The 21634-nt window shown below is 69.8% G+C and carries 19 protein-coding genes and 4 pseudogenes; 16 read left to right on the top strand and 7 right to left on the bottom strand.

What is annotated here, in order from left to right; translation table 11 throughout:
* Positions 1-95 precede the first annotated feature (95 nt).
* From SGFS_RS00890 to SGFS_RS00870, 5 genes and pseudogenes are all read left to right on the top strand, one after another.
* Complete coding sequence (locus tag SGFS_RS00890) at positions 96-491, top strand: transposase (protein ID WP_286246834.1); 396 nt, start codon at positions 96-98, stop codon at positions 489-491.
* Entirely contained in the window at positions 488-889 is a 402-nt protein-coding gene (locus SGFS_RS00885; RefSeq protein WP_286246833.1) for a transposase, read from the top strand. The genes SGFS_RS00890 and SGFS_RS00885 overlap by 4 nt, the downstream gene beginning before the upstream one ends.
* Before the next feature lie 216 nt (positions 890-1105).
* Positions 1106-1430, top strand: a pseudogene (locus SGFS_RS00880) (transposase); the annotation flags it as partial.
* A gap of 73 nt (positions 1431-1503) precedes the next feature.
* Positions 1504-2484, top strand: coding sequence for a threonine ammonia-lyase (locus tag SGFS_RS00875; protein ID WP_286246832.1), 981 nt, complete (start codon positions 1504-1506; stop codon positions 2482-2484).
* Between the two features lie 577 nt (positions 2485-3061).
* The gene (locus SGFS_RS00870) at positions 3062-4330 is read left to right on the top strand and encodes an MFS transporter (RefSeq protein ID WP_286246831.1); all 1269 of its coding nucleotides are present in this window, start codon (positions 3062-3064) and stop codon (positions 4328-4330) included.
* Between the two features lie 54 nt (positions 4331-4384).
* On the opposite strand, the gene SGFS_RS00865 is transcribed toward SGFS_RS00870, so the two are convergent.
* On the bottom strand, positions 4385-5368 hold the full coding sequence (locus tag SGFS_RS00865) for a LysR family transcriptional regulator (protein ID WP_286246828.1): 984 nt from the start codon (positions 5366-5368) through the stop codon (positions 4385-4387).
* Between the two features lie 120 nt (positions 5369-5488).
* On the opposite strand from SGFS_RS00865, the gene SGFS_RS00860 reads away from it, so the two are divergent.
* The 7 genes from SGFS_RS00860 to SGFS_RS00830 all read left to right on the top strand — a co-directional run bounded on the left by SGFS_RS00860 (position 5489) and on the right by SGFS_RS00830 (position 12564).
* Positions 5489-6472, top strand: a complete 984-nt coding sequence (locus tag SGFS_RS00860) for a fumarylacetoacetate hydrolase family protein (protein WP_286246826.1) — start codon at positions 5489-5491, stop codon at positions 6470-6472.
* Positions 6469-7431, top strand: coding sequence for a cyclase family protein (locus SGFS_RS00855; RefSeq protein WP_286246825.1), 963 nt, complete (start codon positions 6469-6471; stop codon positions 7429-7431). Before SGFS_RS00860 ends, SGFS_RS00855 begins: the two co-directional genes overlap by 4 nt.
* A 152-nt stretch (positions 7432-7583) precedes the next feature.
* Positions 7584-8747, top strand: coding sequence for an FAD-dependent oxidoreductase (locus tag SGFS_RS00850; protein WP_286246824.1), 1164 nt, complete (start codon positions 7584-7586; stop codon positions 8745-8747).
* On the top strand, positions 8744-9754 hold the full coding sequence (locus SGFS_RS00845; RefSeq protein ID WP_286246822.1) for an amidohydrolase family protein: 1011 nt from the start codon (positions 8744-8746) through the stop codon (positions 9752-9754). The genes SGFS_RS00850 and SGFS_RS00845 overlap by 4 nt, the downstream gene beginning before the upstream one ends.
* Positions 9755-9765: 11 nt before the next feature.
* Entirely contained in the window at positions 9766-10704 is a 939-nt protein-coding gene (locus SGFS_RS00840) for a VOC family protein (protein WP_286246821.1), read from the top strand.
* A 115-nt stretch (positions 10705-10819) separates the two neighbouring features.
* Complete coding sequence (locus SGFS_RS00835; RefSeq protein ID WP_286246820.1) at positions 10820-11791, top strand: fumarylacetoacetate hydrolase family protein; 972 nt, start codon at positions 10820-10822, stop codon at positions 11789-11791.
* The gene (locus SGFS_RS00830; RefSeq protein ID WP_286246819.1) at positions 11788-12564 is read left to right on the top strand and encodes an SDR family NAD(P)-dependent oxidoreductase; all 777 of its coding nucleotides are present in this window, start codon (positions 11788-11790) and stop codon (positions 12562-12564) included. The genes SGFS_RS00835 and SGFS_RS00830 overlap by 4 nt, the downstream gene beginning before the upstream one ends.
* A 484-nt stretch (positions 12565-13048) precedes the next feature.
* Here SGFS_RS00830 and SGFS_RS00825 read toward each other — a convergent pair.
* The 3 genes and pseudogenes from SGFS_RS00825 to SGFS_RS00815 form a co-directional block, all read right to left on the bottom strand.
* A pseudogene (locus SGFS_RS00825) lies at positions 13049-13994 on the bottom strand (IS5 family transposase).
* Positions 13995-14313: 319 nt separating this feature from the next.
* A complete protein-coding gene (locus tag SGFS_RS00820; RefSeq protein WP_286246818.1) occupies positions 14314-14796 on the bottom strand; it encodes a hypothetical protein in 483 nt (160 codons plus the stop codon).
* Between the two features lie 558 nt (positions 14797-15354).
* Positions 15355-16335, bottom strand: coding sequence for a phage baseplate protein (locus SGFS_RS00815; RefSeq protein ID WP_286246816.1), 981 nt, complete (start codon positions 16333-16335; stop codon positions 15355-15357).
* Positions 16336-17276: 941 nt separating this feature from the next.
* Between SGFS_RS00815 and SGFS_RS00810 the strand changes: the two genes are divergently transcribed.
* Positions 17277-17885, top strand: coding sequence for a calcium-binding protein (locus tag SGFS_RS00810; protein WP_286246814.1), 609 nt, complete (start codon positions 17277-17279; stop codon positions 17883-17885).
* 395 nt (positions 17886-18280) lie between these two features.
* Positions 18281-19097 (top strand): annotated as a pseudogene (locus tag SGFS_RS00805) (IS5 family transposase).
* Between the two features lie 9 nt (positions 19098-19106).
* Here the strand turns inward: SGFS_RS00805 and SGFS_RS00800 are convergent.
* Positions 19107-19856: an alpha/beta fold hydrolase gene (locus tag SGFS_RS00800; protein WP_286246812.1), complete on the bottom strand. Its 750-nt coding sequence runs from the start codon at positions 19854-19856 to the stop codon at positions 19107-19109.
* A gap of 114 nt (positions 19857-19970) precedes the next feature.
* Between SGFS_RS00800 and SGFS_RS00795 the strand changes: the two genes are divergently transcribed.
* Positions 19971-20327: a winged helix-turn-helix transcriptional regulator gene (locus SGFS_RS00795; RefSeq protein WP_286246811.1), complete on the top strand. Its 357-nt coding sequence runs from the start codon at positions 19971-19973 to the stop codon at positions 20325-20327.
* A gap of 104 nt (positions 20328-20431) precedes the next feature.
* Positions 20432-20651, top strand: a pseudogene (locus SGFS_RS00790) (IS5/IS1182 family transposase); the annotation flags it as partial.
* Here SGFS_RS00790 and SGFS_RS00785 read toward each other — a convergent pair.
* Together SGFS_RS00785 and SGFS_RS00780 are read right to left on the bottom strand one after the other, a co-directional pair.
* Positions 20623-20871, bottom strand: a complete 249-nt coding sequence (locus SGFS_RS00785; protein WP_286246809.1) for a hypothetical protein — start codon at positions 20869-20871, stop codon at positions 20623-20625. The pseudogene SGFS_RS00790 and the gene SGFS_RS00785 sit on opposite strands and share 29 nt — an antisense overlap.
* Before the next feature lie 74 nt (positions 20872-20945).
* Complete coding sequence (locus SGFS_RS00780; protein WP_286246807.1) at positions 20946-21314, bottom strand: hypothetical protein; 369 nt, start codon at positions 21312-21314, stop codon at positions 20946-20948.
* Positions 21315-21634: the final 320 nt, after the last annotated feature.

The following is a 21634-nucleotide window of genomic DNA, read 5'->3' as shown; positions in this document are numbered from 1 at the left end:
GACTTCAACTCGCCCGCCGTGTCGTGCGATTGCCTCGCGCACGTGTACGGCAACGCGGCCGACCATCCGGACCGGGTGCGCGGTATCCGTCGGACATGACGGACGCGGAGTGGGCGGCCGTCCGGCCGTTGCAGCCGGTGCCGGCCTGGTTCCAGGGGCGGGGTGGACGGCCCGAGGGCTACTGCCACCGGCAGCTGTTGGACGCGATCCGCTACCTGGTCGCGGGCGGGATCTCATGGCGGGCGATGCCCGCGGACTTCCCTGCATGGGCCAGGATCTACGCCTTCTTCCGCCGCTGGCGTGAGCACGGGCGGATCGCCGAGTTCCACGACCGGCTGCGCGGGACGCTCCGTGAGCGCGAGGGCCGCGAGGCCGAGCCCACTGCGGGGATTATCGACGCGCAGTCGGTGCGGCCGCCGCGACGGTGCCGGCCGCCTCACGCGGCTACGACGGCGGGAAGAAGGTGCCGGGCCGCAAGCGGCACATCGTGACCGACACCCTCGGCCTGCTCCTGGCCGTCGCGGTCACCGCCGCGAACATCGGCGACCGGGACGCCGCGGCGGGCCTGTTCAACCGGCTGCGCCGTCTGCACCGCGACATCACCCTCGTGTGGGCCGACGGCGGCTACACCGGCTCCCTCGTCGGCTGGTGCCGGGACAAACTCACCCTGACCTTGGAGATCGTCAAGCGCACCTACAACATGGCAGGGTTCGTGGTGCTGCCCAGGCGCTGGGTGGCCGAGCGCACGTTCACGTGGCTGATGAACTCCCGTCGTCCGGCCTGGGACTACGAGACCCTGCCCGCCACCAGCGAGGCGATGATCCGGTGGTCGATGGTCACGCGAATGAGCCGACGTCTGGGACGGCCACGGTCCGCCGGCCGGCACTGAACGCCCCCGACGCCTCCAGGAGGAGCCACCCGCGCTCCGCCGGGCGCCGGGCTTTCGACCGCAGTCCCTCGACCTTCGCCGACGTCGCGTCAAGGCCCAGCTCCACCGCGATCTCCTTGGCCCGAAGCGGTCCGTGACCCGTGGATCGCTGCTGTTCCAGCACGCCCAGAATGCACTGATAGTCCGGCGCGAGAACCGTCACCGGCAGCCCTTCCCGCGAAGTGGCCCAAAGCGGTGAAGAAGATCACCGACGAGGCCGACGAGCTGCTGGCGTTCTACGGCTTCCCCGCCGAGCACTGGATCCACCTGCGGACGACCAACCCCATCGAGTCGACGTTCTCCACGGTGAAACTCCGGACCAAGGTCACCAGGGGCGCGGGAGTCCGGCCGTCGCCCTGGCGATGGTGTTCACGCTTGTCGAGTCCGCCCAGGCTCGCTGGCGCGCGGTACCGCACCCCACCTCGTCGCCCTCGTCCGGGCCGGCACCCGCTTCGACAACGGTCACCTTGTCGAACGCCCCGAGGAACCCGCCGCAGCGTGACACACCTCAACCGACCTGAAACTCCTGACAGTTACTCATGGGACCAGCGCCGGTGGCGCTACGCTGCTGTGTCGTGCAGGTGACGCGTCTCGACACTGCTCGGATCCGGGCGGCTCGCCGGGTAATCGACCCGGTCTTTCTCGACACTCCGCTGTACCGCTGCGAGGCGCTGGAGCCCGGCCTCGGGTGCACGGTGAGCATCAAGCTCGAAACGGCGAACCCGGTCCGCAGCTTCAAGGCCCGCGGCACCGAGGTCGTCGCGAGCCTGCTGGCCGACAATGCCTCGCGAGCCGCGGTGTGCGCGAGCGCGGGCAACCTTGGCCAAGCCCTCGCGTGGTCCGGTCGCGGCCGGGGGCTCGACGTCACAGTCGTGGCATCCCGCTTCGCGACTCGGGCCAAGCTTGATCGCATCCGCGCATTGGACGCCGGGTTGGAGCTGGTGGACGGCGACCACGAGATGGCTCGCGAGCGGGCGGCGGCCATCGCACGGTACGACGGTATCCGGCTGGTCGAAGACAGCCTGGACATCGAGACCTGCGAGGGCGCGGCGACCATCGGCCTGGAGCTGGTGGACACCGCGCCGTCGTTCGACACCGTCCTGATTGCTCTCGGCGGCGGGGCGCTGGCCACCGGCGTGGGTCATGTGGTGAAGGCATTGGCACCCGAAGTCGAGGTGATCTGCGTCCAGCCGCTGGGCGCACCGGCGCTGACACACTCGTGGCGCCAACGACGCGTCGTCACCACCGACTCGACCGACACCATCGCTGACGGCGTCGCCGGTCGGCGTCCCATCCCGGCCGTCCTGGACGACCTCCTCCTGGTCGCTGACGACGCCGTCCTGGTCCAGGAGGCGTCGATCATCGCCGGTATGCGGATGCTCCTCGACCACGCCGGCCTCGTCGTCGAACCTTCGGCCGCGCTCGGCATCGCGGCGATCCTCGAAGACCGCGACCGGTTCGCCGGCCGACACGTCGTCACCATCGTGTGCGGCAGCAACGTCGACGTGGACGCCTACCACCGCTGGGTCGGCGCGGCTCCCATCCACAGGTCTTGACAATTGCTCCACTCCACCGAGTTGCTGTGACGCCGTCTCGTGCAGGAAGCCGCCAAACGCGAGGCTCGGCGTCGGGGCGTGCGCGGACTGCGGACAAAAGTTCACCGACGACCGGTGGAAGGCCAGCATCAGCGGTCGACTGGGGCCGCGGGTACAGCCACCCGCGCCTGTGCGACGACTGCAAGACCCGGCGCTCGAAGTGGAGCGGCAGGCGGAACAGGCCGAACGCGAGCGCCAGGAAAAGCCACAGCGGGAGGAAACGGCACAAGCCTCGGAGGCCAGCGGCTGGCTCGGACCGGTTCCGCCGCGACGCCGTGCGTGAGGACGGCATGAGGACGGCATGAGGACGGCTGTGCACGTCTGCCGGCTGCGTGACGGTTGCCCATCCCATCCACCGTGTGGATGACCCGGATACGGGATTCCGATTGTGCTGGGGATGGCACCGGCGCCTTGGCGCCCCCATAGTCGTCGCTACCGCACGCCGCTGTCCGGATGCGGCGGGCAAGTTCCCCAGCATGCCGGGCCGTCGGTGCCCGTGAGGCATGCCCGCTCCCTTACGCCATCCCCTGGAGTCGCCATGCCTGGTTCCGTGCCCCCGCAGCCTCCCGCCGCGATCGATGCCACCGCTTCGTCAGCCGCCGCCGTGTCGGGCCCGGCCCATCTGCTGCGGGTGACCCTTCTGATGGCGGGCAGCTGTCTGCCGGTCCTGGGGGCGGTACTGATCGCCCCCGTGCTGCCGAGGATGCAGGACCACTTCGGGTCGGTCCCGGGGGCCAAGGCGCTGGTGCCGCTCGCGCTGACCGTCCCGGCGCTGGCGCTGGCGCTGCTGGCCCCGTTCGCCGGTGTGATCGTGGATCGGGTGGGCCGCAAGCGCCTGCTGGTCGTCGCGACCGTCCTGTACGCGCTGTTCGGTACGGCACCGCTGTGGCTGGACTCGCTGGGCGGCATCATCGCCAGCCGCGCGCTGGTGGGAGTCGCCGAGGCCGCGATCATGACGTGCTGCACGACGCTGATCGGTGACTACTACTCCGGTCATCAGCGGGTGAGGTACCTCGCCCTGCAGACCATGTGCGCCTCCGCGTCGGCCACCGTCTTCTTCGTGCTCGGCGGCGCCGCCGGATCGGCGGGCTGGCGCGTGCCCTTCTGGGTCTACGCGGTGAGCCTGGTGCTCGCCCCGCTGATGGCAACGGCCCTGCCCAACCCGGCGGCCCGTGCGGCCGACGTCGAGACTCCGGCCGAGGCGGAGGCCCGCCGTTCGTTCCCCTGGCGGCAGCTGGCGGGCATCTGCGCCCTCACCTTCTTCGGGGCGATGGTCTTCTACACCGTCCCCGTGGAGATGTCGTACCTGCTTGACGACCTCGGGGTGGAGAACCCCGGCTCGATCGGACTGGCCACCGCGATCGCCAGTGCCGCCACCGTGGGCGGAGCGGTCACCTTCGCCCGGCTCAAGCGTGCTCCCGGCCCGATGCTGCCCGTCGTTCTCGCGGTCTGCGCGGTCGGCTTCGGGATGATGTTCCTCGCGGACAGCGCCCCGCTGCTGGTCATCGGGGCGGTCGTCAACTGTGTGGGCACCGGCATGCTGCTGCCCGCCCTTCTCACCAGTGCCATGTCCCGCCTGGCGTTCGAGGACCGCGGCCGCGGCACGGGGCTGTGGACGGCGGCCTTCTTCGGCGGTGCGTTCGTCTGCCCGCTGGTGCTGCTCGCCGGGGAGTCCGCGGTCGGCAGTCTCGCCGGTGCCGTGGGCGTGCTGGGGCTGGCCGCCGCCCTCGTCGCGGCGGGGCTGTGGGCGGCCCGCCGCCGGGTGGGCGCGGTCGATCCCCGGCCGTTGCCGGAGCAGTGGGCCTGAGGGGCCAGGGCGACCGCCGGGAGCTCGTCGGTCACGGGCTGCCGCCGGGTCCGGTCAGAGACGGCCCGGCGGCAGCCCCGCGCTCCGGTCGACGGGCACGGCCTTTCCCGGGTTCCTGCCCTTGCCGTAGCCGTTGCCCGTCAGTGTCGAGCCCACCTCCGCGGCCTTCTGCCGCAGCCAGATGTGGCCCGCGTCCTGAGCATGCACCGGGTGCCACCACATCGCCTCCCGCACCGGTACCGCCTCGAAGGGGCAGGGCAGGACGCGCACCGCGGCGGAACGGACCGCCTTGTGTGCCAGGCGCTCCTGGATCATCGCGATCCGACGGGTGCCCTCGACCATGAGGGGCAGCAGCTGGAAGGTCTGCACGGACACCTCCACCTGGGGACTGATCCCTATCATGCTGAGCTGGCGGGCGGCCGGGGCGTCGTAGGGACGCTGGTAGACGGCCCAGGGCAGACGCCCCAGCTGGTCCAGGGTGAGTTCGTCACCGATGTCGGGATGATCGTCGGCGACCAGGAACAGCCAGCGGTCCTGGTGGAGGTCGACGGCGGGCAAGCCGTCGATGACGCCGTGCGGCATCAGCAGTCCGTCGACGGTGCTCAGCGCCGCGGCGGCGTTGTCCACGACGGACGGTACCGGGTGCTGGAAGGTGAGCCGGATGCCGGGCGCCTCCTCGTGCAGGGTGCGGGCGAGTGCGGCACCGAACACGGCCGCCCCGTAGTCGGAGGCGAGGAGGGTGAACTCTCGGCTCTCCGCCGCCGGGTCGAAGTCGGCCTGGCTGGCGAAGACCCGCTCCAGCAGGTCGCACGCGGTGGCACTGCGGTCGCGCAGGGCGGCGCCGAGCGGTGTCAGCTCGTAGGCGTTGCCCGTCCGGGCGAGCAGTTCGTCGTCGAAATGGCGGCGCAGCCGGGACAAGGCGGCGCTCATGGCCGGCTGGCTGAGGCCGATGCGCTCGCCGGCCCGGGTGACGTTGCGCTCCTCCAGCAGCGCGCGAAGGGCGAGGACCAGGTTGAGGTCGAGTCGAGACAGGTTCACCGGGCAACCACCTAGCAGCGAGAGCCATCCATGCCATGGATTCGGCACATCCACAGGATCAATTTCCGTGATTGGCCGATCGGGGCCAGAGTAGACCGCAACCCAGCAGGAGGAAATCTGATGGCAATGCTCGCGCAACCTGCCGGCTCGTTCGCGCTCGGCACCTTCTCCGCTCGGAACGGGGAGCCCTTTCCCGGCCTCCTGGCCGAAGACCGGGTACTCGATCTGCGCAGTGCCCTGGACTGGGCGCCATCGGGTCTGCGCGCCGTGGTGGAGCGGTGGGAGGAGACCCTCCCTCTCCTGCACGCCCTTGCGGACGACGACGCCCTCGGCTGGCGGCCACTGGAAGGTCTGCGGGTGCACGCCCCCATCGAGCCGCGGCAGATCTTCCAGTCCGGCGCCAACTACCGGCAGCACGTGATCGACCTGGAGATCGCCCACCGCTCCCCGGACGACCCGCGCACGGTCGAGGAGGCACGCGCGGAGATCGCCGCGGTCATGGACCGCCGGGCCGCCGAGGACCTGCCCTACGTGTTCATCGGCCTGCCCAGCGCGATCACGGGCCCCTACGACGACATCGTCCTGCCCGCCTGGGCCGAAAAGCCGGACTGGGAGCTGGAGTTGGCGGCCGTCATAGCCAAGCCCGCCTACCAGGTGACGGCCGAGGAGGCCCTGGAGTACGTCGCCGGCTACACCATCGCCAACGACCTCACCGACCGCGCCACCGTGTTCCGCCGGGACATGAAGGCCATCGGTACCGACTGGCTGCGCAGCAAGAACGCTCCCGGTTTCACGCCGCTCGGCCCGTGGCTCGTACCTGCCGAGTCGATCGCGGACACCGCTGACCTGCGGGTCACGCTCAGGCTGAACGGCGAGACCATGCAGGACGAGTCCACCAAGGACATGCTCTTCGGGGTCGCACGGTTGGTGTCGTACGCCTCCCAGACCGCTCAACTCCTTCCCGGCGATCTGGTGTTGACCGGCAGCCCGGCCGGCAACGGCATCCACTGGGGACGCCTGCTGCGTGACGGCGACGTCATGGAGGGTTCCATCACCGGTCTGGGCGTGCAGCGCACCCGCTGTGTTGCAGGGGGAACGGCATGAGCCCGGACCGCCGCGACCCGGAGGGCGCCATCGCCGAGGCCGCCAAGACGTACTCCAACTGGGGGCGTTGGGGTGAGGACGACGTGCTCGGTACGGTGAACTTCCTCGACGAGGCCAAGCGGCGCGAGGGCGCGGCGCTCGTGCGCCGCGGCGCCAGCTTCTCGCTGTCGCAGCGGTTCGACATGAACGGCCCGCAGAAGGGCTGGCGCCGACGGACCAACCCGGTGCACACCATGCTCGACACGGGCACCGACGCGGCGCTGGGCAACCAGGGTTTCCCGCACGGCATCGGCGGCGCGGACGACGTGATCGCGATGCCGCTGCAGTGCTCCACCCAGTGGGACGGACTCGGCCACATCTTCGACCACGGCAAGGCGTGGAACGGACGGCCCGCCGAGCAGGTCGTCACCTCCGACGGCGACCTCGTCACCGGCATCGAGCACATGGCACCGTACGTCGCCGGCCGCGGCGTGCTGCTCGACGTGGGCCTGGTCGTCGGCACGGACGGCGAGCTGTCCGACGGGTTCGCCATCACCGAGGAGCATCTCTCGCAGACCGCCGAGGCCCACGGGGTGACCGTCGGCCGCGGCGACATCGTCCTCGTGCGCACCGGACATCTCGCCCGCGCTCGGCGGGACGGCTGGGGCGACTACGCGGGCGGTCCCGCGCCCGGCCTGTCGTTCACCACCGCCGGCTGGCTGCACGGCTGCGAGATCGCCGCCATCGCCACCGACACCTGGGGCTTCGAGGTGCGGCCCAACGAGTTCGAGCACGCCTTCCAGCCGCTGCACCAGGTCGTCATCCCCAACATGGGCCTGCTGATCGGCGAGATGTGGGACCTCGACGCACTCGCCGCCGACTGCGCCGACGACGGCGTGTACGAGTTCTGGCTCACCGCCGCCCCTCTTCCCATCACCGGAGCCGTCGGCTCCCCGGTCAACCCGATCGCCGTCAAGTAACACGCACTACTGCCGGATGTGCCGTTCCCCGGACAGCAGCGGCGTATCCGGCCCGCACCCCCGTCCCCACCTCTGGCCCGCACTCGCAGCGGGCGAGCCGCAGCCCCCGCCGCCCGAAGTCGCGCGGCCCGATCCCGGGAGGAATCCCCGACATGGCTGACAGCCGCACTCACTCCCAGCCTCCGGCCGGGGGCACACCCACCGTCCTGGTCATCGGCGGGGGCGCCTCAGGCAACGCCGTCACCATCCTGCTGCGCCGCGCCGGCATCGCCGTCGACCTGATCGAGGCCAGGCCGGACTGGAACGCCACCACCGGCTCCGGCATCACCCTCCAGGGCAACGCCCTGCGGGTCCTGCGCGAACTGGGCGTGTGGGAACAGGTGAAAGCCTCCGGATACGCCTTCGGCTCGCTGGGCGTGACCACCCCCGACGGCAGCGTCCTGTTCGTCGCCGAGGACATCCGGACCGGCGGGGAGGACCTGCCCGCCACCCTCGGCATGCAGCGCCCCCAGCTCCAGCAGATCCTCATCGACGCGGTCCGCGCCTGCGGCGCCGACGTTCGCCTGGGCACCACCGCCGAATCGCTGGAGCAGGACGCCGACGGCGTGTCGGTGCGCTTCAGCGACGGCAGCGAGAGCCGCTACGACCTGGTGATCGGCGCCGACGGACTCAACTCCGCCACCCGCGCCGCCGTCGGCATCACGGACAAACCCGAGCCGACCGGCATGGCCATCTGGCGCATCGCCGCCCCGCGGCCCGAGAGCGTGACGCGCACCGACCTCGCCTACGGCGGCCCCGCCTACATCGCCGGATACTGCCCCACCAGCGAGAACACCATCTACGCGTACGTCGTCGAAGGGTGCCGCGACCGCGACCGCATCGACCCGGCCACCTACGCCGACGAGATGCGCCGCCTGGCGCAGAGCTACGGCGGGGTCTGGCCGGAGATCACCGAGCACATCACCGACCCGAAGAAGGTCAACTACACCTGGTTCGACCACCTGCTGGTCGAGGGCTCCTGGCACCGGGGCCGGATCGTGCTGGTCGGCGACGCCGTCCACTGCTGCCCGCCCACGCTGGCCCAGGGCGCGGCGATGTCCCTGGAGGACGCCCTCGTCCTCGCCGAGCTGCTCACCGGTGGACGGGCCTGGGGCGACGAACTGTTCCAGGCCTACCACGACCGCCGCATCCCCCGGGTGCGTACCGTCGTCGCGGCGTCCATGCAGATCGGCCAGTGGCAGCTGGACGGCGTGCGCGACGCCGACATGGCCGGGCTGGTCGGCCGCACCATGAACCTCCTCAAGGAGCGCCCGTGACCCCCACCGCATCCTCCGCGCCGACCATCGACGTCCACGCCCACCTCCTGCTTCCGGAGATCGAGGAGACCGTCGCCGGTCATCCCGGTCTCGCCGAGGCCCGCGCCCTCGACGCCCGCCGCAACGGCCCGGCGGCCCTGACCGTGAACGGTCCGATGGTCGGCGCCCGCGCGGCGAAGCTGACGGACGCCGCGGTGCGCCTGGCGGCCATGGACGCGCAGGGCGTGGACATCCAGCTGGTCAGCCCCTCGCCGTCCCACTACCACTACTGGGCCGAACCTCGACTGGCCGAGGGGGTCTGCCGGCTGGCCAACGAGGGCATCGCCGCACACTGTGCGAAGGCTCCCGACCGGCTGCACGGCCTGGGCCTGGTGCCGCTCCAGCATCCCGGCCTCGCGGCCGGCCTGCTCGACCACGCCCTGGACCAGGGACTGAGGGGTGTGGAGATCTCCTCGCACGCGCCGGGCCGCGAGCTGTCGGATCCGGCGTACGAACCCCTCTGGTCCCGTGCGGAGGAGACGGGCGCCCTCCTCTTCCTGCACCCGTTCGGCTGCACCCTCGACGAGCGCCTGGACCAGTGGTACCTGTCCAACACCGTCGGCCAGCCCACCGAGAACGCCGTCGCCCTCTCCCACCTGATCTTCTCCGGCGTCCTGGACCGTCATCCGGGCCTGAAGCTGATCGCGGCGCACGCCGGCGGCTACCTGCCCACCCACATCGGCCGCTCCGACCACGCCTGGCGGGTCCGCCCCGACGCCCGGGGGTGTGAGCGGGAACCGAGCAGCTATCTGAAGCAGCTGTACTTCGACTCCCTCGTCCACGACCCCCAGGTGCTGCGGGAGCTGCTGCGGGCGGTCGGCCAGGAACGGGTCCTGCTCGGTTCCGACTTCCCCTTCGACATGGGCACCGACGACCCGCTCGGCGCGCTGCGCGCCGCGGACCTGCCCGACACCGACTTCCACGCCGTCCGTGGCGGAAACGCCGCCGCTCTGCTCAACCTCGCCTGAGGAGACCCCCCATGAGTAACCGCCTGCTCACCCACCTCCGCCACGTCGACCTCGCCGTGCCGGACTACGACAAGCAACTCGACTTCTACGCCGGAGTCTGGGGCCTGACCAAGGTCGCCGCGGACTCCGGCCTCTCCTTCCTCGCTGCCGAGGGCAGCCCCGAGCAGTACGTCGTCCGGCTGCGCAAGGCCGACGAGAAGCGCCTCGACCTCGTCTCCTACGGTGCCGCGAGCCCGGCCGACGTGGACACGCTCGCCGAACAACTCCTCGCCGGGGGTGTCGAGCTGGTCACCCAGCCGGGCAAGGTGGAAACACCGGGCGGCGGTTACGGCTTCCGCTTCTTCGACGTCGACGGCCGCACCATCGAGGTCTCCGCCGACGTTGAGGTGCGGCAGCACCGCAAGATCGAGGAGAAGGAGTCGATCCCGGTCAAGCTGTCGCACGTCGTCCTCAACTCGCCGGATCTGGACAGGACCAAGGCGTGGTACGAGGAGCACCTCGGCTTCCGCCTCTCCGACACGCTCGGCCATCCGCACATCGGCGACGTCATGCACTTCATGCGGATCAGCAACCAGCACCACTCCATGGCCATCGCCAAGGGCCCGCACACCTCGCTGCACCACATCTCCTTCGAGATGCGCGGAATCGACGAGTACATGCGCGGCTCCGGCCGTGTCATCCGCTCCGGCGCCCGCAAGATCTGGGGGCCGGGCCGGCACATGGCGGGCGACAACACCTTCACCTACTTCCTCGACCCGCACGGCAACACGGTGGAGTACACGACGGAGTTGGAGCTGCTGGACGAGGACACCTGGCACCCGCACGTCTACGACTTCTCGAACCCCGAGGTCACCGACCAGTGGGGCACGGCCAACCCCATGAACGAGCTGGTCACCAAGGAGTCCTTCAACGACGTCGACCGCGGCGTCTTCGTCGCCCCGCCGGTCTGATCGGCGGAGGTTTCAGTCCCCCGGGGGGCGGTTGCCCGGTCAACTGCCCTGACTCCCATGCCGCGCCCCCGGCCTTCGTGCCACCCCTCATGCCGACAGCCGACAGGAAACCGCCATGCGTTTCGCCGCGTACGAGTACCGCAACCACCGCCACGTGGCCGTCGTCTCAGAGGACGGCACGCTCCACCCCCTGCCCGGCGTCAGCTCGCTGACCTGCCTGCTCGCCGAGGGCGGTGGTCTGCCCGAGCTGCTCGACGCGGGCTCCGCGGCTCTCGACGTTCCGGCCGGCCCCCACCTCTCTGACGTGCGCCTGCTGGCGCCGCTCCAGCCGCCCACCGTGCGGGACTTCGTCACCTTCGAGGAACACGTCGAGGGCGTACGGCGGTCCGTGGACGGGGCTGCCGGGGTACCGGAGCGGTGGTACGCGGCCCCGACGTTCTACTTCGGCAACCCCTACGCGATGTACGGGCCGCACGACGACATCCCCGTGCCGCCGGGGTCGAGCGTGCTCGACTTCGAGCTGGAGGTCGCCGCCGTGATCGGAAAGGAGGGCCGCGACCTCACGCCCGAGCAGGCCCGCGACCACATCGTCGGCTACACCGTCTTCAACGACTGGTCGGCACGGGACCTGCAGTCCGCCGAGATGAAGGTCGGCCTCGGCCCCTGCAAGGGCAAGGACACCGCCACCACGCTGGGTCCTTACCTGGTCACCGCCGACGAGCTGGGGAAGTACCGCGACACGGACGGCTTCCTGCGGCTCGGCCTCACCGCCTCGGTGAACGGCGAGGTCGTCGGCAAGGACCTGCTGTCCAACATGAGCTGGACCTTCGAGGAGATGACCGCCTACGCCTCACGCGGCACCGTCGTCCGCCCCGGCGACGTCCTCGGTTCCGGGACCTGCGGAAACGGCGGCTGCCTCGCCGAGCTGTGGGGTGTGCGGGGTGAACAGTCCCCGCCTCCCCTCAAGCCCGGCGACACGGTCACCCTCACCGTCGAGGGCATCGGCTCCGTCTCCAACACCGTGGTGGCCGGCCCGGACCCCATGACCGTTCCCGTCGCCCGACGCCGCACGAGGCAACGGCCGTGACCGATCTCCATCCCTGGCGGCACCTGCCGGCCGAAGGCGGGGGGAGGCTCCTCGGCAAGGTCGTCGTGGTCACGGGCGCGGCCGGTGGCCAGGGCGCCGCGGAGGCAGAGGCGCTGACCCGCGAGGGCGCCCGGGTGATCGCCACCGACGTCACGCAGGCACCCGGCTGCCGCCGTCTCGACGTCACGAGCGAGAAGGACTGGGCGGAACTCGCCGCCGACCTGCGTGAGGCGTACGGGCAGGTGCACGGCCTGGTCAACAACGCGGGCGTCACCTGGCGGGCCCGGATCGACGACGTGCGCCCCGAGGACATGGCCCGGGTCCACGCGGTCAACGTCACCGGCCCGCTGCTGGGCATCCAGCACCTGGCCCCGCTGATGCCACCCGGCTCCTCGATCGTGAACGTCGGCTCGTCCGCCGCGCTCACCGGCCACTACCCGGTCGCCTACACGTCCAGCAAGTGGGCGCTGCGCGGCCTGTCGCGGACCGCCGCCATGGAACTGGGGCCCGCCGGCATCCGCGTGAACATCGTCCACCCCGGCTTCATCGAAACGGACATGACCGCCTCCGCGGCGCCCGCGTTCCGAGAGGCGAACGTCCGCGAGACACCGCTCGGCCGCACCGGAACCGTCGACGAGATCACCCCCCTCGTCGTCTTCCTGCTCTCCGACGAGGCGTCCTTCATCACGGGGGCCGAGATACCAGTCGACGGCGGACTGACCGTGCACGGCGGCGCCAAGTCGATCTCTGACGCACTGCGCGCGGACGCCTGAACCGGCGACCACGCAGGACAGCCGCGACGGAAAGGCACTCTCTGACGGACGAGGTCCGGCTTCACTGCGGGACCGTGCACCCCTGGCAGGTGCGTGGAGCGGCTGGACGGTGCGGAGTGACGGCCTGCCGGGGCACGTTGACGGCATGGACAAGGTGCCGCACCCAGGTCCGCCGGGGGATGTCCGGATGCCCCCGATGATCGGGAGTGTGACCCGGGGGGCGCTGCGACGAGCTGGTCAAGCCGGGGCGGGACCGGGTGGCCGCGACGAGCCGTGCCCCGTGGCGGCTCGGGGATGCGGCGGTGGAGATCGAGCCGATGCGTTCGTATGGGGGTGCGAATCCGTCCGGGAAGGAGGACCTGTTCACGGTCAGTGAGGCCCTCCGGATGTACGGACGACGAACACTCACGCCTCATCCAACGACCATCAACAGCATCAGTCGCAAAACCTCCCAGAACACCGACTACGCGGATCAGATGCCCGTTTAGGGCCCTTCTGATGGTTGTTGGACAGTGCCGCGGAGCCAGATGACGATCGCGGTGACGGTCAGGTGCCGTTGAAGGTGTAGTCGCGTTCGTCGTATCGGGTGGCGACGGCGCGGAACTGCTTCCACTTGTTCACGCACCGCTCGACCGCGTTGCGACGGCGGTACTGGGCCCTGTCGAAGGCCGGGGGCCGGCCTCCGGCTCGCCCCCGGCGCTTGCGATGAGCCCGCTGATCGTCGGGCTGCGCGATGGTGGTCTTGATCCCGCACCGCCGCAGGTAGGTGCGGTTCTCGCGGCTTGAGTACGCCGTGTCGCCGCGCACCCGGTCCGGCCGGCTGCGCGGGCGGCCCGGTGCGCGGCGCCGGACGCGTAAGCCGTCCAGCACCGGGGTGAACATCGGGCTGTCACCCCGCTGACGGGGCGAGGTCAGCCAGTGCAGCGGGCGGGCACGGTCGTCGGAGAGCAGATGGACCTTGCTGGTCAGCCCGCCCCGTGAGCGCCCCAACGCCTCGTGCCCATCTGCCTCCTCACGTTCCCCGCCCCCTTGTGCGGGTGGTCGGCCGGAGGCTTGCGGGGCGCCCCGGCCGCGTGCTGATGCGCACGGCAGGAGGTGGAGTCGATGTTCACGGCCCACTCCTGCTGCCGGTCCACCTGGCCGGCGAGCGTCCCGTCCGGGTCACCGGCATCGGCCTCGATCTGCAACTCCTCAAGGACGGCCTTCCAGGTCCCGTCGGCGGACCAGCGGCGGTGACGCTCATGGACGGTCTGCCAGGGACCGTACCGTTCGGGCAGGTCAGGCCAGGGCACCCCGGTCCGGGCCCGGAACAGCACCCCGTTGATCACCCTGCGGTGATCCGCCCACGGCCCGCCCGGCTTGCCGTTGCCGGGCAGGAGAGCTTCGATCTTCCGCCACTGCGCGTCCGTGAGCTCATGCCGCCGCACCATACGAGCGTCCTGCCCAGCCACTCTCGAGATCCCCCAGCCAACCAAGAGCCATCAGAAACGGCCCAGTGCCGCGGCACTGGTACCGCCATGTGCTTGTTCTGACTGCTGGGCAGTGGCATGGGCTGTGTCCGCGTCGTTTGCAGCGGCTGATGCGGGCTCGGTGTTGTCGTCGACAGCGCCATGCCGACCAGTGCGGGATGCGGCCGGTCGGGGTCGCGCCCGACCGGCCGTCCGGTGGTGCGCGGGTTCGCACCGGCGGTACATGCGTGCCGGGCCGGTGGCAAGAGACGCCACCGGCCCGGCGGGCGATCGGCTCGGGTCAGCCGAAGGTCAGCCCGGTCGTCTTGTTGGACATGTCGCCCATGGTCGTCATGGAGCGCTTCGGGCCGGTGGTGTCACCGCCGTTGCGGACCTGGTGCTCGTAGTGGTTGACGTCGCAGGTGTTGAAGCCCTGGAAGGACGAGATCCGGTCGTTCCACGAGGGCCAGGCGTCCCGGACGTCGTTCACGGTGAAGTCCCGCTGCCCGTCCGCCACACAGGGCCCGCCCGCCGTGATGGTGAGGGTGCCGCCGGAGGGGCTGAGGTTGGCGATGTCGTACTCGATGGACAGGACGTAGTCGACCGCTGCGGCGGTGGCCTCCGTCGCGGGCATGGGCCCCTCCAGCCGCTTCAGGAACGACGTGTCGGAAAGGGCTGTACGGGCTACGGGCGACGCGTTGGTCACCTTCCCGTTGGTGGCGTCGACGACGGCCGCGCGGAAGGTGCTGTGACATGCCGTAGCACCCGTGGACACGTTGTACACACAGTGTCCGTTGGTCCCTTCGGCAGCCCCTGCCTGTCCCGGTACGGCGACGACGCCGCCGAACAACAGGCCTGCAGCGAGAACCGATCCGGCTGATGCACGCAATGCGTTCATGTCTTCCCCCATTCCGGGCCGATGGTTGACCGGCCCGTTCCGATACGGCGCATGCGGTGAATCCACTGGTCAGGCATTGACCGCATGTACAGGTCAGTTCCCTAACCGTCACACGATCTCCCACTCACCACAAGAATGCTTTTCTGTCACGGCAGGCGCACGAGGCACGGGAAATCGGCCATTCCGCCTTGCGTACATCCCTCGAGACCCCGTGTTCACAGTGGGTCTGACGCGACTTCAGGGCTGCGTGACGCGGTGCGCGACAGCGTTTGCTGCGTTGTCCCGCCCACTGAATGCCCCCGTGTCACCGAGGGTCCATGTGAGAGAGGGGCGTCGTGACGCCGGAGCCCCGCGATGACGGCGCGGACGTGCCGGCCAGATGAGGGCATGGGCGGCTTCGAGCTGTCTGACCGGTCCGGCCAGGTCGACCGGTCCGGACGGCCGTCAGACGAGGACGTTCTTGTAGAAGACGTTGGAGAGGCGTTCGCCCTCTCTCTCGCCGGAGGCGAAGCCGAAGAAGAGGCGGGGCTCTCCTCCGGCGGTGGTGTAGACGGCCATGCCCTCCGGTTCACGGAAGGTGAGGGTGGAGCCGGCCCCGGTGAGGAACTCCTCCGCTATCTGTCCGGTGTTCATGTTGACGCTCCAGAGGACCGTGTCTGTGTCGGCCTCGCCGGTGACGTCCTTGCTGTGGCCCGTGAGGCAGTACAAGTACTGGCCGTATGCCGTGTACCCCTGGAAGTTCGCGGCGTCGATCCGGGACGGTTCCTGGAAGTCCACCAGGCGGCTGCCGAAGTTGCCGTTGGTGGCGTCGGTCAGGTCGTACGCGGCGAAGCGGTGGGTGGCCGAGCCCGTCGGCCGGTAGCGCACGATCAGGCGATTGTGCGTGGGGTCGATGGCACAGGTGTGCCGGTTCGCCGAGGAGACTGGCGTGTGCTTCGTGACCGCCGACGACGAGGCGCTCAGCGTAGTGCCGTTGGTGTACTTGAAGCGCCCCAGCCGCTGTCCGAAGCCGCTGGTGTCCGCGACTGCGTCGACCCACAGATACGTCGAGGAGCCCACGGCCTGCGCGCCTATGGAGACCGCGTGGCCGAAGCCCGTCAGGTACATGTGGCCGATCGCGTTCCAGGTCGACCAGGAGAGTTCGGTGATGCACAGGTCGCCCGAGTCGGCCCCCGAGCCCTGGCGCAACTGGGCCACGAACAACCGCTGGTTGGTCTGGTCGAAGGCGAAGCTCTGCATCACCGTGCCGTCCCGAAGCGCCCGGCCCCGGTAGAGGTCGTTCGAGGAGGTTGTGGCCAGCGTGAACCGCTGAGAAGTCGGCACCGCGGCCGACGCGGCCCCCGTGCCGAATCCGAGCCCTACCGCGGCCAGTGAGAGACCTCCTCCCGCGCGGAGCAGGGTGCGGCGGCTCAAGGCGTCGTTCATGGGTTCTCCCGTTGGTTGGTGAGAGCTGCTTGATCAGCCCGATGAGCCTATGTGAAAGGGCCCTGGAGGAAGATCTCCCGGGCCCCGACCACCGTGGTACGAGCAGTCGTCACGCGTTCACCGAGTCCGCCACCCCCGTTCGCGGTGCGGGCGGCTGGGTCGGCCCGCCGAAGCCCGGCGGACCGCCCGCCGCGCCACCCGCGCCGCGGTCCGGCGCATCACCGGCCACAGCTTCCGACGCGACTGGATCCAGCAGGCCCTGGCCGCCGGCAACCCGCCCGAGACCGTCGTCGTGCACTCACGGCACTCCCTGCGCAGCACCGCCTTCGACGCCCACCGCCGCAAAAAGGTCCCCTGGAACCAGAACCCGACCCGCTCCCTGGGTCTGGCCGCCTGACTTCGGTCTACAACGGAAACAGCCGTTGGCGCTAAGGACTTGATCTGGGCGGGTGCTACGTCTCCGCCGCGTTCCGCAGGTAGGCGCGAGCAAGGGGGCCGTCGGCTCAACGAGCGGCGCCGCCCCCCGGTACGAGTTTCATGCCGCGAGGATCGCTTCGTCCACGACTACACCGTCACTGGTCATGCGCTGACCGTAGCGAGTCGGCGGACTGCGGCGGCAGTACTCGCACAAACCGCCGCCCTGCGCCCGGTGCGGCCCGCCGTGTTCCGGCCAGAGTGCCGGTGGGAAGCTGCGGAGTTTCACAGCCCGCCCCCGTACGCCGGTACCGGGTAGCACGGTGCCGCTCACTGTCCGTGCTGCGCAGATGGGGGAGTGGCATGCGGTTGCCCCGTTTCTCCGGACCCCAGGGCGCCGGGCCCGACGGGCTCGTCCCATCCGGCTCGAACACTATCTGGGGGTTCTCTCCCCATGCGCGGCCCTCTTTCCCCGTCAATGCTTGATCGCAGGCACCGTACTGACTGGAGGAACAGTGGGAACCTCGATGCGCAAGGGTTTACAGGCCGTGGTGATGGCAGGCGCGATGGGCGCGGCGCTGGCTTTGTCGGCCGGGCAGGCCCACGCCGCCACCGGTGTGACCGCGAACTCGGCCTTCATCAATATCAACGCCGCGGCCGACAAGGCGAACCAGATCATCATCAACCCGTCCGGCAGCAACATCACCGTCATCGACAACGGTGACACCGTCACCGCGGGGGCGGGTTGTACCCAGCTCAGCGCCAACTCGGTGTCCTGCCCGGCGGGCACACGGACGATCATCCTCAGCGCGGGCGACCGCAATGACACGGTCATCCTGCGGGCGAGCCTGCGGGCCACGCTCAACGGCGACGCGGGCGGCGACACTCTCCAGACGATCGACAGCACACAACGCGCTGTCCTGGTCGGGGGCGACGGCAACGACATCCTGATCGGCGGTGCGGGCGACGACGAGATCGTCGGTGGGGCCGGCCGGGACATCATGGACGGCAACGCCGGAAACGACAGGCTGGGCGCCATCGACGGCGTGGGAGGCAACGACTCCTCCAACGGCGACACCGGCACGGACATCTGCCCGGGGGACGTGGGCGACCAGGAGTTCGACTGCGAGAGCTGAGCCGCTCATCCGCAGGGCCGGGACCTGGTATCGGGTGCCGGCCCTCTGCCGGTTCGGTTCTGCACCGAGCGCCGCCTCTTGCACCGGGTCGGCCACAGGATGGTCGCAGCGTCCGCAAACGCATCACCGGGAGTGCTGCCCACCCGCGTGATTACGCAGGCCGTCGCGGCCGTAGCCCCGGTACGGCTCCTCCAGCAGGGCCTCGTGGCCCTCGTCCAGGGCACAGACCCCACCCCCAACCGCCGTGCCTTCTCATGCAGATCTGGGTGAACGCATCAGCGTCGCCATCGCGCGCGGCCTGGTTGGTTTCGTAAGCGAGAGCGAGCAACGTTTGTCGACGGTTTTGGGCAGCACTTGGACGGTGTCCCATGTGGTGAGGGCTCGTTGAGCCATGTATGGGGCGGTGTACGTGGAGTTGGATTGTTCCGGACGGGCTGTGGGAGATCGCGAAGCCGCTGATCCCACCGTCGAAGGTGCGGCCGCAGGGCGGCGGAACGCAGGACACGCCTGATGAGACGCTGTTCGCGGCGATCATCTACGTGCTGGTCAGCGGCTGCTCCTGGCGTTACCTGCCACCCTGCTTTGGGATCTCGAAGTCCACCGCCCATCGCCGGTTCCTGATCTGGTCCAGAGCCGGCGTGTGGGGCCGTCTGTACGAGGCCGTCCTGCACCGACTCGACGACGCGGGCCTGATCGATGTCTCCCGCGTCGTCCTCGACTCCGCCCACGTCAGGGCGAAAAAGGGGGCGGTCATACCGGCCCGAGCCCCGTGGACCGGGGCAAGCCGGGTTCCAAGATGCACGTCCTGTCGGACGCGAACGGACTGCCCCTGGTCGTCGGCGTCTCCGCCGCGAACGTCCACGACAGCGAAGGGCTGAAGCCGATGGTGGCCGGTCACCAAACGGGACGCGCCCCCCACCGCGGCGCCACTTCAAGCCCCAACGGCTCCATGCAGACAAGGCGTACGACGTGCCTCACCTGCGGAAATGGCTATGTGGCAAGCGCATCGGTGTGTGCATCGCCCGCAAAGGCATCGAGTCCAGCGAACGTTTGGGCCGCCGCCGGTGGGTCATCGAGCGGACCATCTCCTGGCTGTCCGGCTACCGCCGGTTCAGCCCCCGCTACGAACGAAATCCCCGCAACTACCTGGCCTTTCTCGGTCTCGCCGCCGCCCTTTGCTGCTACAAGCGACTCGTCCGCCTCACCACATAGGACACCGTCTTAGGGCGCGGGAGCCCACGGTTCGAGGGTGTTCCAGAAGTCGGTCAGGACCCGGGCGCTGGTTTCGGGGTCCTGAGCCATCCAGAGGTGGGAGAGCCCTGGCAACCGTACGATCGCCGCACCCGCTCGCTCACCGGCGCTCGCGGCGAGTGGTTCGTCGCCGAGCGGGTGGGCCTGAGGGATCAGAACAAGCCCGGGGATACGCGCGGCGGCTGGCAGGTCATGCCCCCAGTCGGGGGCGAACCCCGCGGGGGCCGAGCGGTAGAGCGAGAGGATCGCCCGGCCCATCCCGGCGTCGTGGGCGGCGTCGAACTGTGCGGCTAGGGCGGTGTCGACGCCGAGAGGCGCGACGAGCGGGCCGAGCGAGCCGGCCGGCGGGCGCTGGGCCGCCAGGAACTCCTCGCCGGTGTCCGCGATGAGTTGCTGGGCGATGCCGTGCCAGGTGTAGTCGGGGTGCCATGCATGCATGACGTCACTGACCCAGCTGCGGATCGGCAGCGTCGTCGTGGTCACCGCTCGCAGCACGAGATGGGCTCCCCAGTCGTGCCCCACGAGATCCAAGGGGCCGGGGATCGCTCGCAGTTCGTCGGTCAGCCACTGCGCGAAGTCATCCTTGCCGCGGTAGGCGTCGGGCAGGGGGCTGCCGAAGCCGGGCAGACGCAGCGCGATGCTGTCACCGTCTACCTGGCGACGGAGGGACTGCCAGACGGCGGGAGTCTCGGGCACGCCGTGAACGAAAACGACGGTCATGTGGGTGGTGCTCCGTTCTGTGCTGCGGAGGGGGTGGTTCGGGCTGTTCCCGGGGGCGAAGGTAGCTCTCCGCATGCCTGTATCTTCAAGGCAACCGACCCGGAGGACCGCGAGATGGGCGCTGCGTACGAACTGCTGGCCGCCGGCTGCCCGAGCCGATTAGTGCTCGACCGGATCGGGGCCCGGTGGTCGCCGACAGTGCTGACCGCCCTGGACGAGGGGCCGATGAGGTTCACCGAGCTGAAGAGGCTCGTCGACGGTGTGACCTCGAAGGCGCTGACCGAGACGCTGCGCGCCCTGGAGTATGACGGTCTGATCGACCGCGCCAAGACACCGTCCATGCCCCCGAGGGTCGACTACTCGCTGACCCCGCTCGGCCGCTCACTGCTCCAAGCCCTCATCCCCGTGCGCGAATGGGCTGAACAGCATGCCCCTGACATCCTCGACGCCCGCCGCCGCCACGACGGCTGAGAGGCCGGGCCGCCGCGTCCGGCGGAAGGCCGGCCGGCGGAGCTCTTGAGCCGCCGAACTCGAAGGCTGCCTGGTGGGCATGCCGTCCCGACTACGACCACCTGCAGCGATGCTTACGCCAGCGTGGGATCACCCACCGGATCGCCCGCAAGGGCATTGAGTCGTCCAAGGGGCTGGGCCGACACCGCTGGACCATCGAACGCACCATGGCCCGGTTGACCGGCTGCCGACTCCACCGGCGCTACGAGCACAAAGCCGACCACTTCATGGCCTTCACCAGCATCGGCCCGCACCCTCATCTGTTACCGCAGAGCACCCAAATGAGACGACCTCTCAGCAGCAGGAAGTCCATCCTCTGTCGGGCAAGTCGGTTGGCCCCGCCCAACTCGTTCATGGTGTAGGGGTCGTAGTGGAGGTAGACCTGGGGAATGAGCGCCGGGAGGTCGAAGCCGAGCTCGGTGGAGGTATCGAACACCAGGAGTTCGGCACCGTTGTTGCCCAGCGAGCGACGCAGCCGCTCCCGCAGTGGGACACGCGCGCCCATTGGATCATCCGCGTGCTCAGGGTGCTGGCGCACCCACCATGCCACCAAGTCTGCCCAGCTCAACCCGCGGTCTTCTAGCGGCTGGTCGTACCCAGGCAGTACTGCTCGTTCTTCACGATGCGGATGGTGTTGCTAATGGAGTCCGGCAGCACGATCTGCGGCTTGGGGCCATCGGCGGCGAAGATGAGGTTCTTCATTTCCCCGTCGACGCCGCGAGCACCCAGTGCGCCGACCAGGGCCTGCAGGTCGTCGTCGCCATACTCGCTGATCACGCGCCGCGCGATGTTCACAAGCTCGGACAAGGTCTTTCGCTGTAACCGCGACCGCACGTCGATCCGCTTGCTATGGAACGGGTCCTCATCAGGCTTCTGAGGTTCCAGCCCCAGGTACTCGCACACGGCCGCGAGCTCGTAAGCCTTCACCACATGGAGTGCACCGGCCATGGCTTCACGAAGAGCAGCGCGAGTGACCGCAGGCGCAGACGACATCGCATCATGATGACCCTGGTATGCCCGTCTGCACTCGGCGTCTGGGTCAAGGCGCCGTGGACTGCGGAGAGGCGGGCGGCCGGACGGGCACAGGCCGGAGTCGCGGAGACCAGCCCGTCGGGATCAGAGGGCTGAGGGCTGCGGGCCGAGGGGACGGCGGCCGAACGTACTGCCGAGATCCGGCCGTCCCGTTGCTGTGGCAGGACGGGGCCGACCGGCCTTTACTGGAAGGAGAGGATCACCGGTACAGGCGACCAAATCATTTCGTCCGCCGC

The organism is Streptomyces graminofaciens (assembly GCF_030294945.1).
GTDB classification, from domain to species: domain Bacteria; phylum Actinomycetota; class Actinomycetes; order Streptomycetales; family Streptomycetaceae; genus Streptomyces; species Streptomyces graminofaciens.
This window is presented reverse-complemented; position numbering and strand designations above follow the sequence as displayed.

Bases quoted from the DNA above. Each gene is read 5' to 3' on its own strand.
- SGFS_RS00850 (WP_286246824.1), top strand. From the start codon at position 7,584: ATGGCTGACAGCCGCACTCACTCCCAGCCTCCGGCCGGGGGCACACCC.
- SGFS_RS00860 (WP_286246826.1), top strand. From the start codon at position 5,489: ATGGCAATGCTCGCGCAACCTGCCGGCTCGTTCGCGCTCGGCACCTTC.
- SGFS_RS00800 (WP_286246812.1), bottom strand. From the start codon at position 19,856: ATGACCGTCGTTTTCGTTCACGGCGTGCCCGAGACTCCCGCCGTCTGG.
- SGFS_RS00835 (WP_286246820.1), top strand. From the start codon at position 10,820: ATGCGTTTCGCCGCGTACGAGTACCGCAACCACCGCCACGTGGCCGTC.
- SGFS_RS00840 (WP_286246821.1), top strand. From the start codon at position 9,766: ATGAGTAACCGCCTGCTCACCCACCTCCGCCACGTCGACCTCGCCGTG.
- SGFS_RS00890 (WP_286246834.1), top strand. From the start codon at position 96: ATGACGGACGCGGAGTGGGCGGCCGTCCGGCCGTTGCAGCCGGTGCCG.
- SGFS_RS00810 (WP_286246814.1), top strand. From the start codon at position 17,277: ATGCGCAAGGGTTTACAGGCCGTGGTGATGGCAGGCGCGATGGGCGCG.
- SGFS_RS00855 (WP_286246825.1), top strand. From the start codon at position 6,469: ATGAGCCCGGACCGCCGCGACCCGGAGGGCGCCATCGCCGAGGCCGCC.
- SGFS_RS00870 (WP_286246831.1), top strand. From the start codon at position 3,062: ATGCCTGGTTCCGTGCCCCCGCAGCCTCCCGCCGCGATCGATGCCACC.
- SGFS_RS00780 (WP_286246807.1), bottom strand. From the start codon at position 21,314: ATGGCCGGTGCACTCCATGTGGTGAAGGCTTACGAGCTCGCGGCCGTG.
- SGFS_RS00785 (WP_286246809.1), bottom strand. From the start codon at position 20,871: ATGGGCGCGCGTGTCCCACTGCGGGAGCGGCTGCGTCGCTCGCTGGGC.
- SGFS_RS00815 (WP_286246816.1), bottom strand. From the start codon at position 16,335: ATGAACGACGCCTTGAGCCGCCGCACCCTGCTCCGCGCGGGAGGAGGT.
- SGFS_RS00795 (WP_286246811.1), top strand. From the start codon at position 19,971: ATGGGCGCTGCGTACGAACTGCTGGCCGCCGGCTGCCCGAGCCGATTA.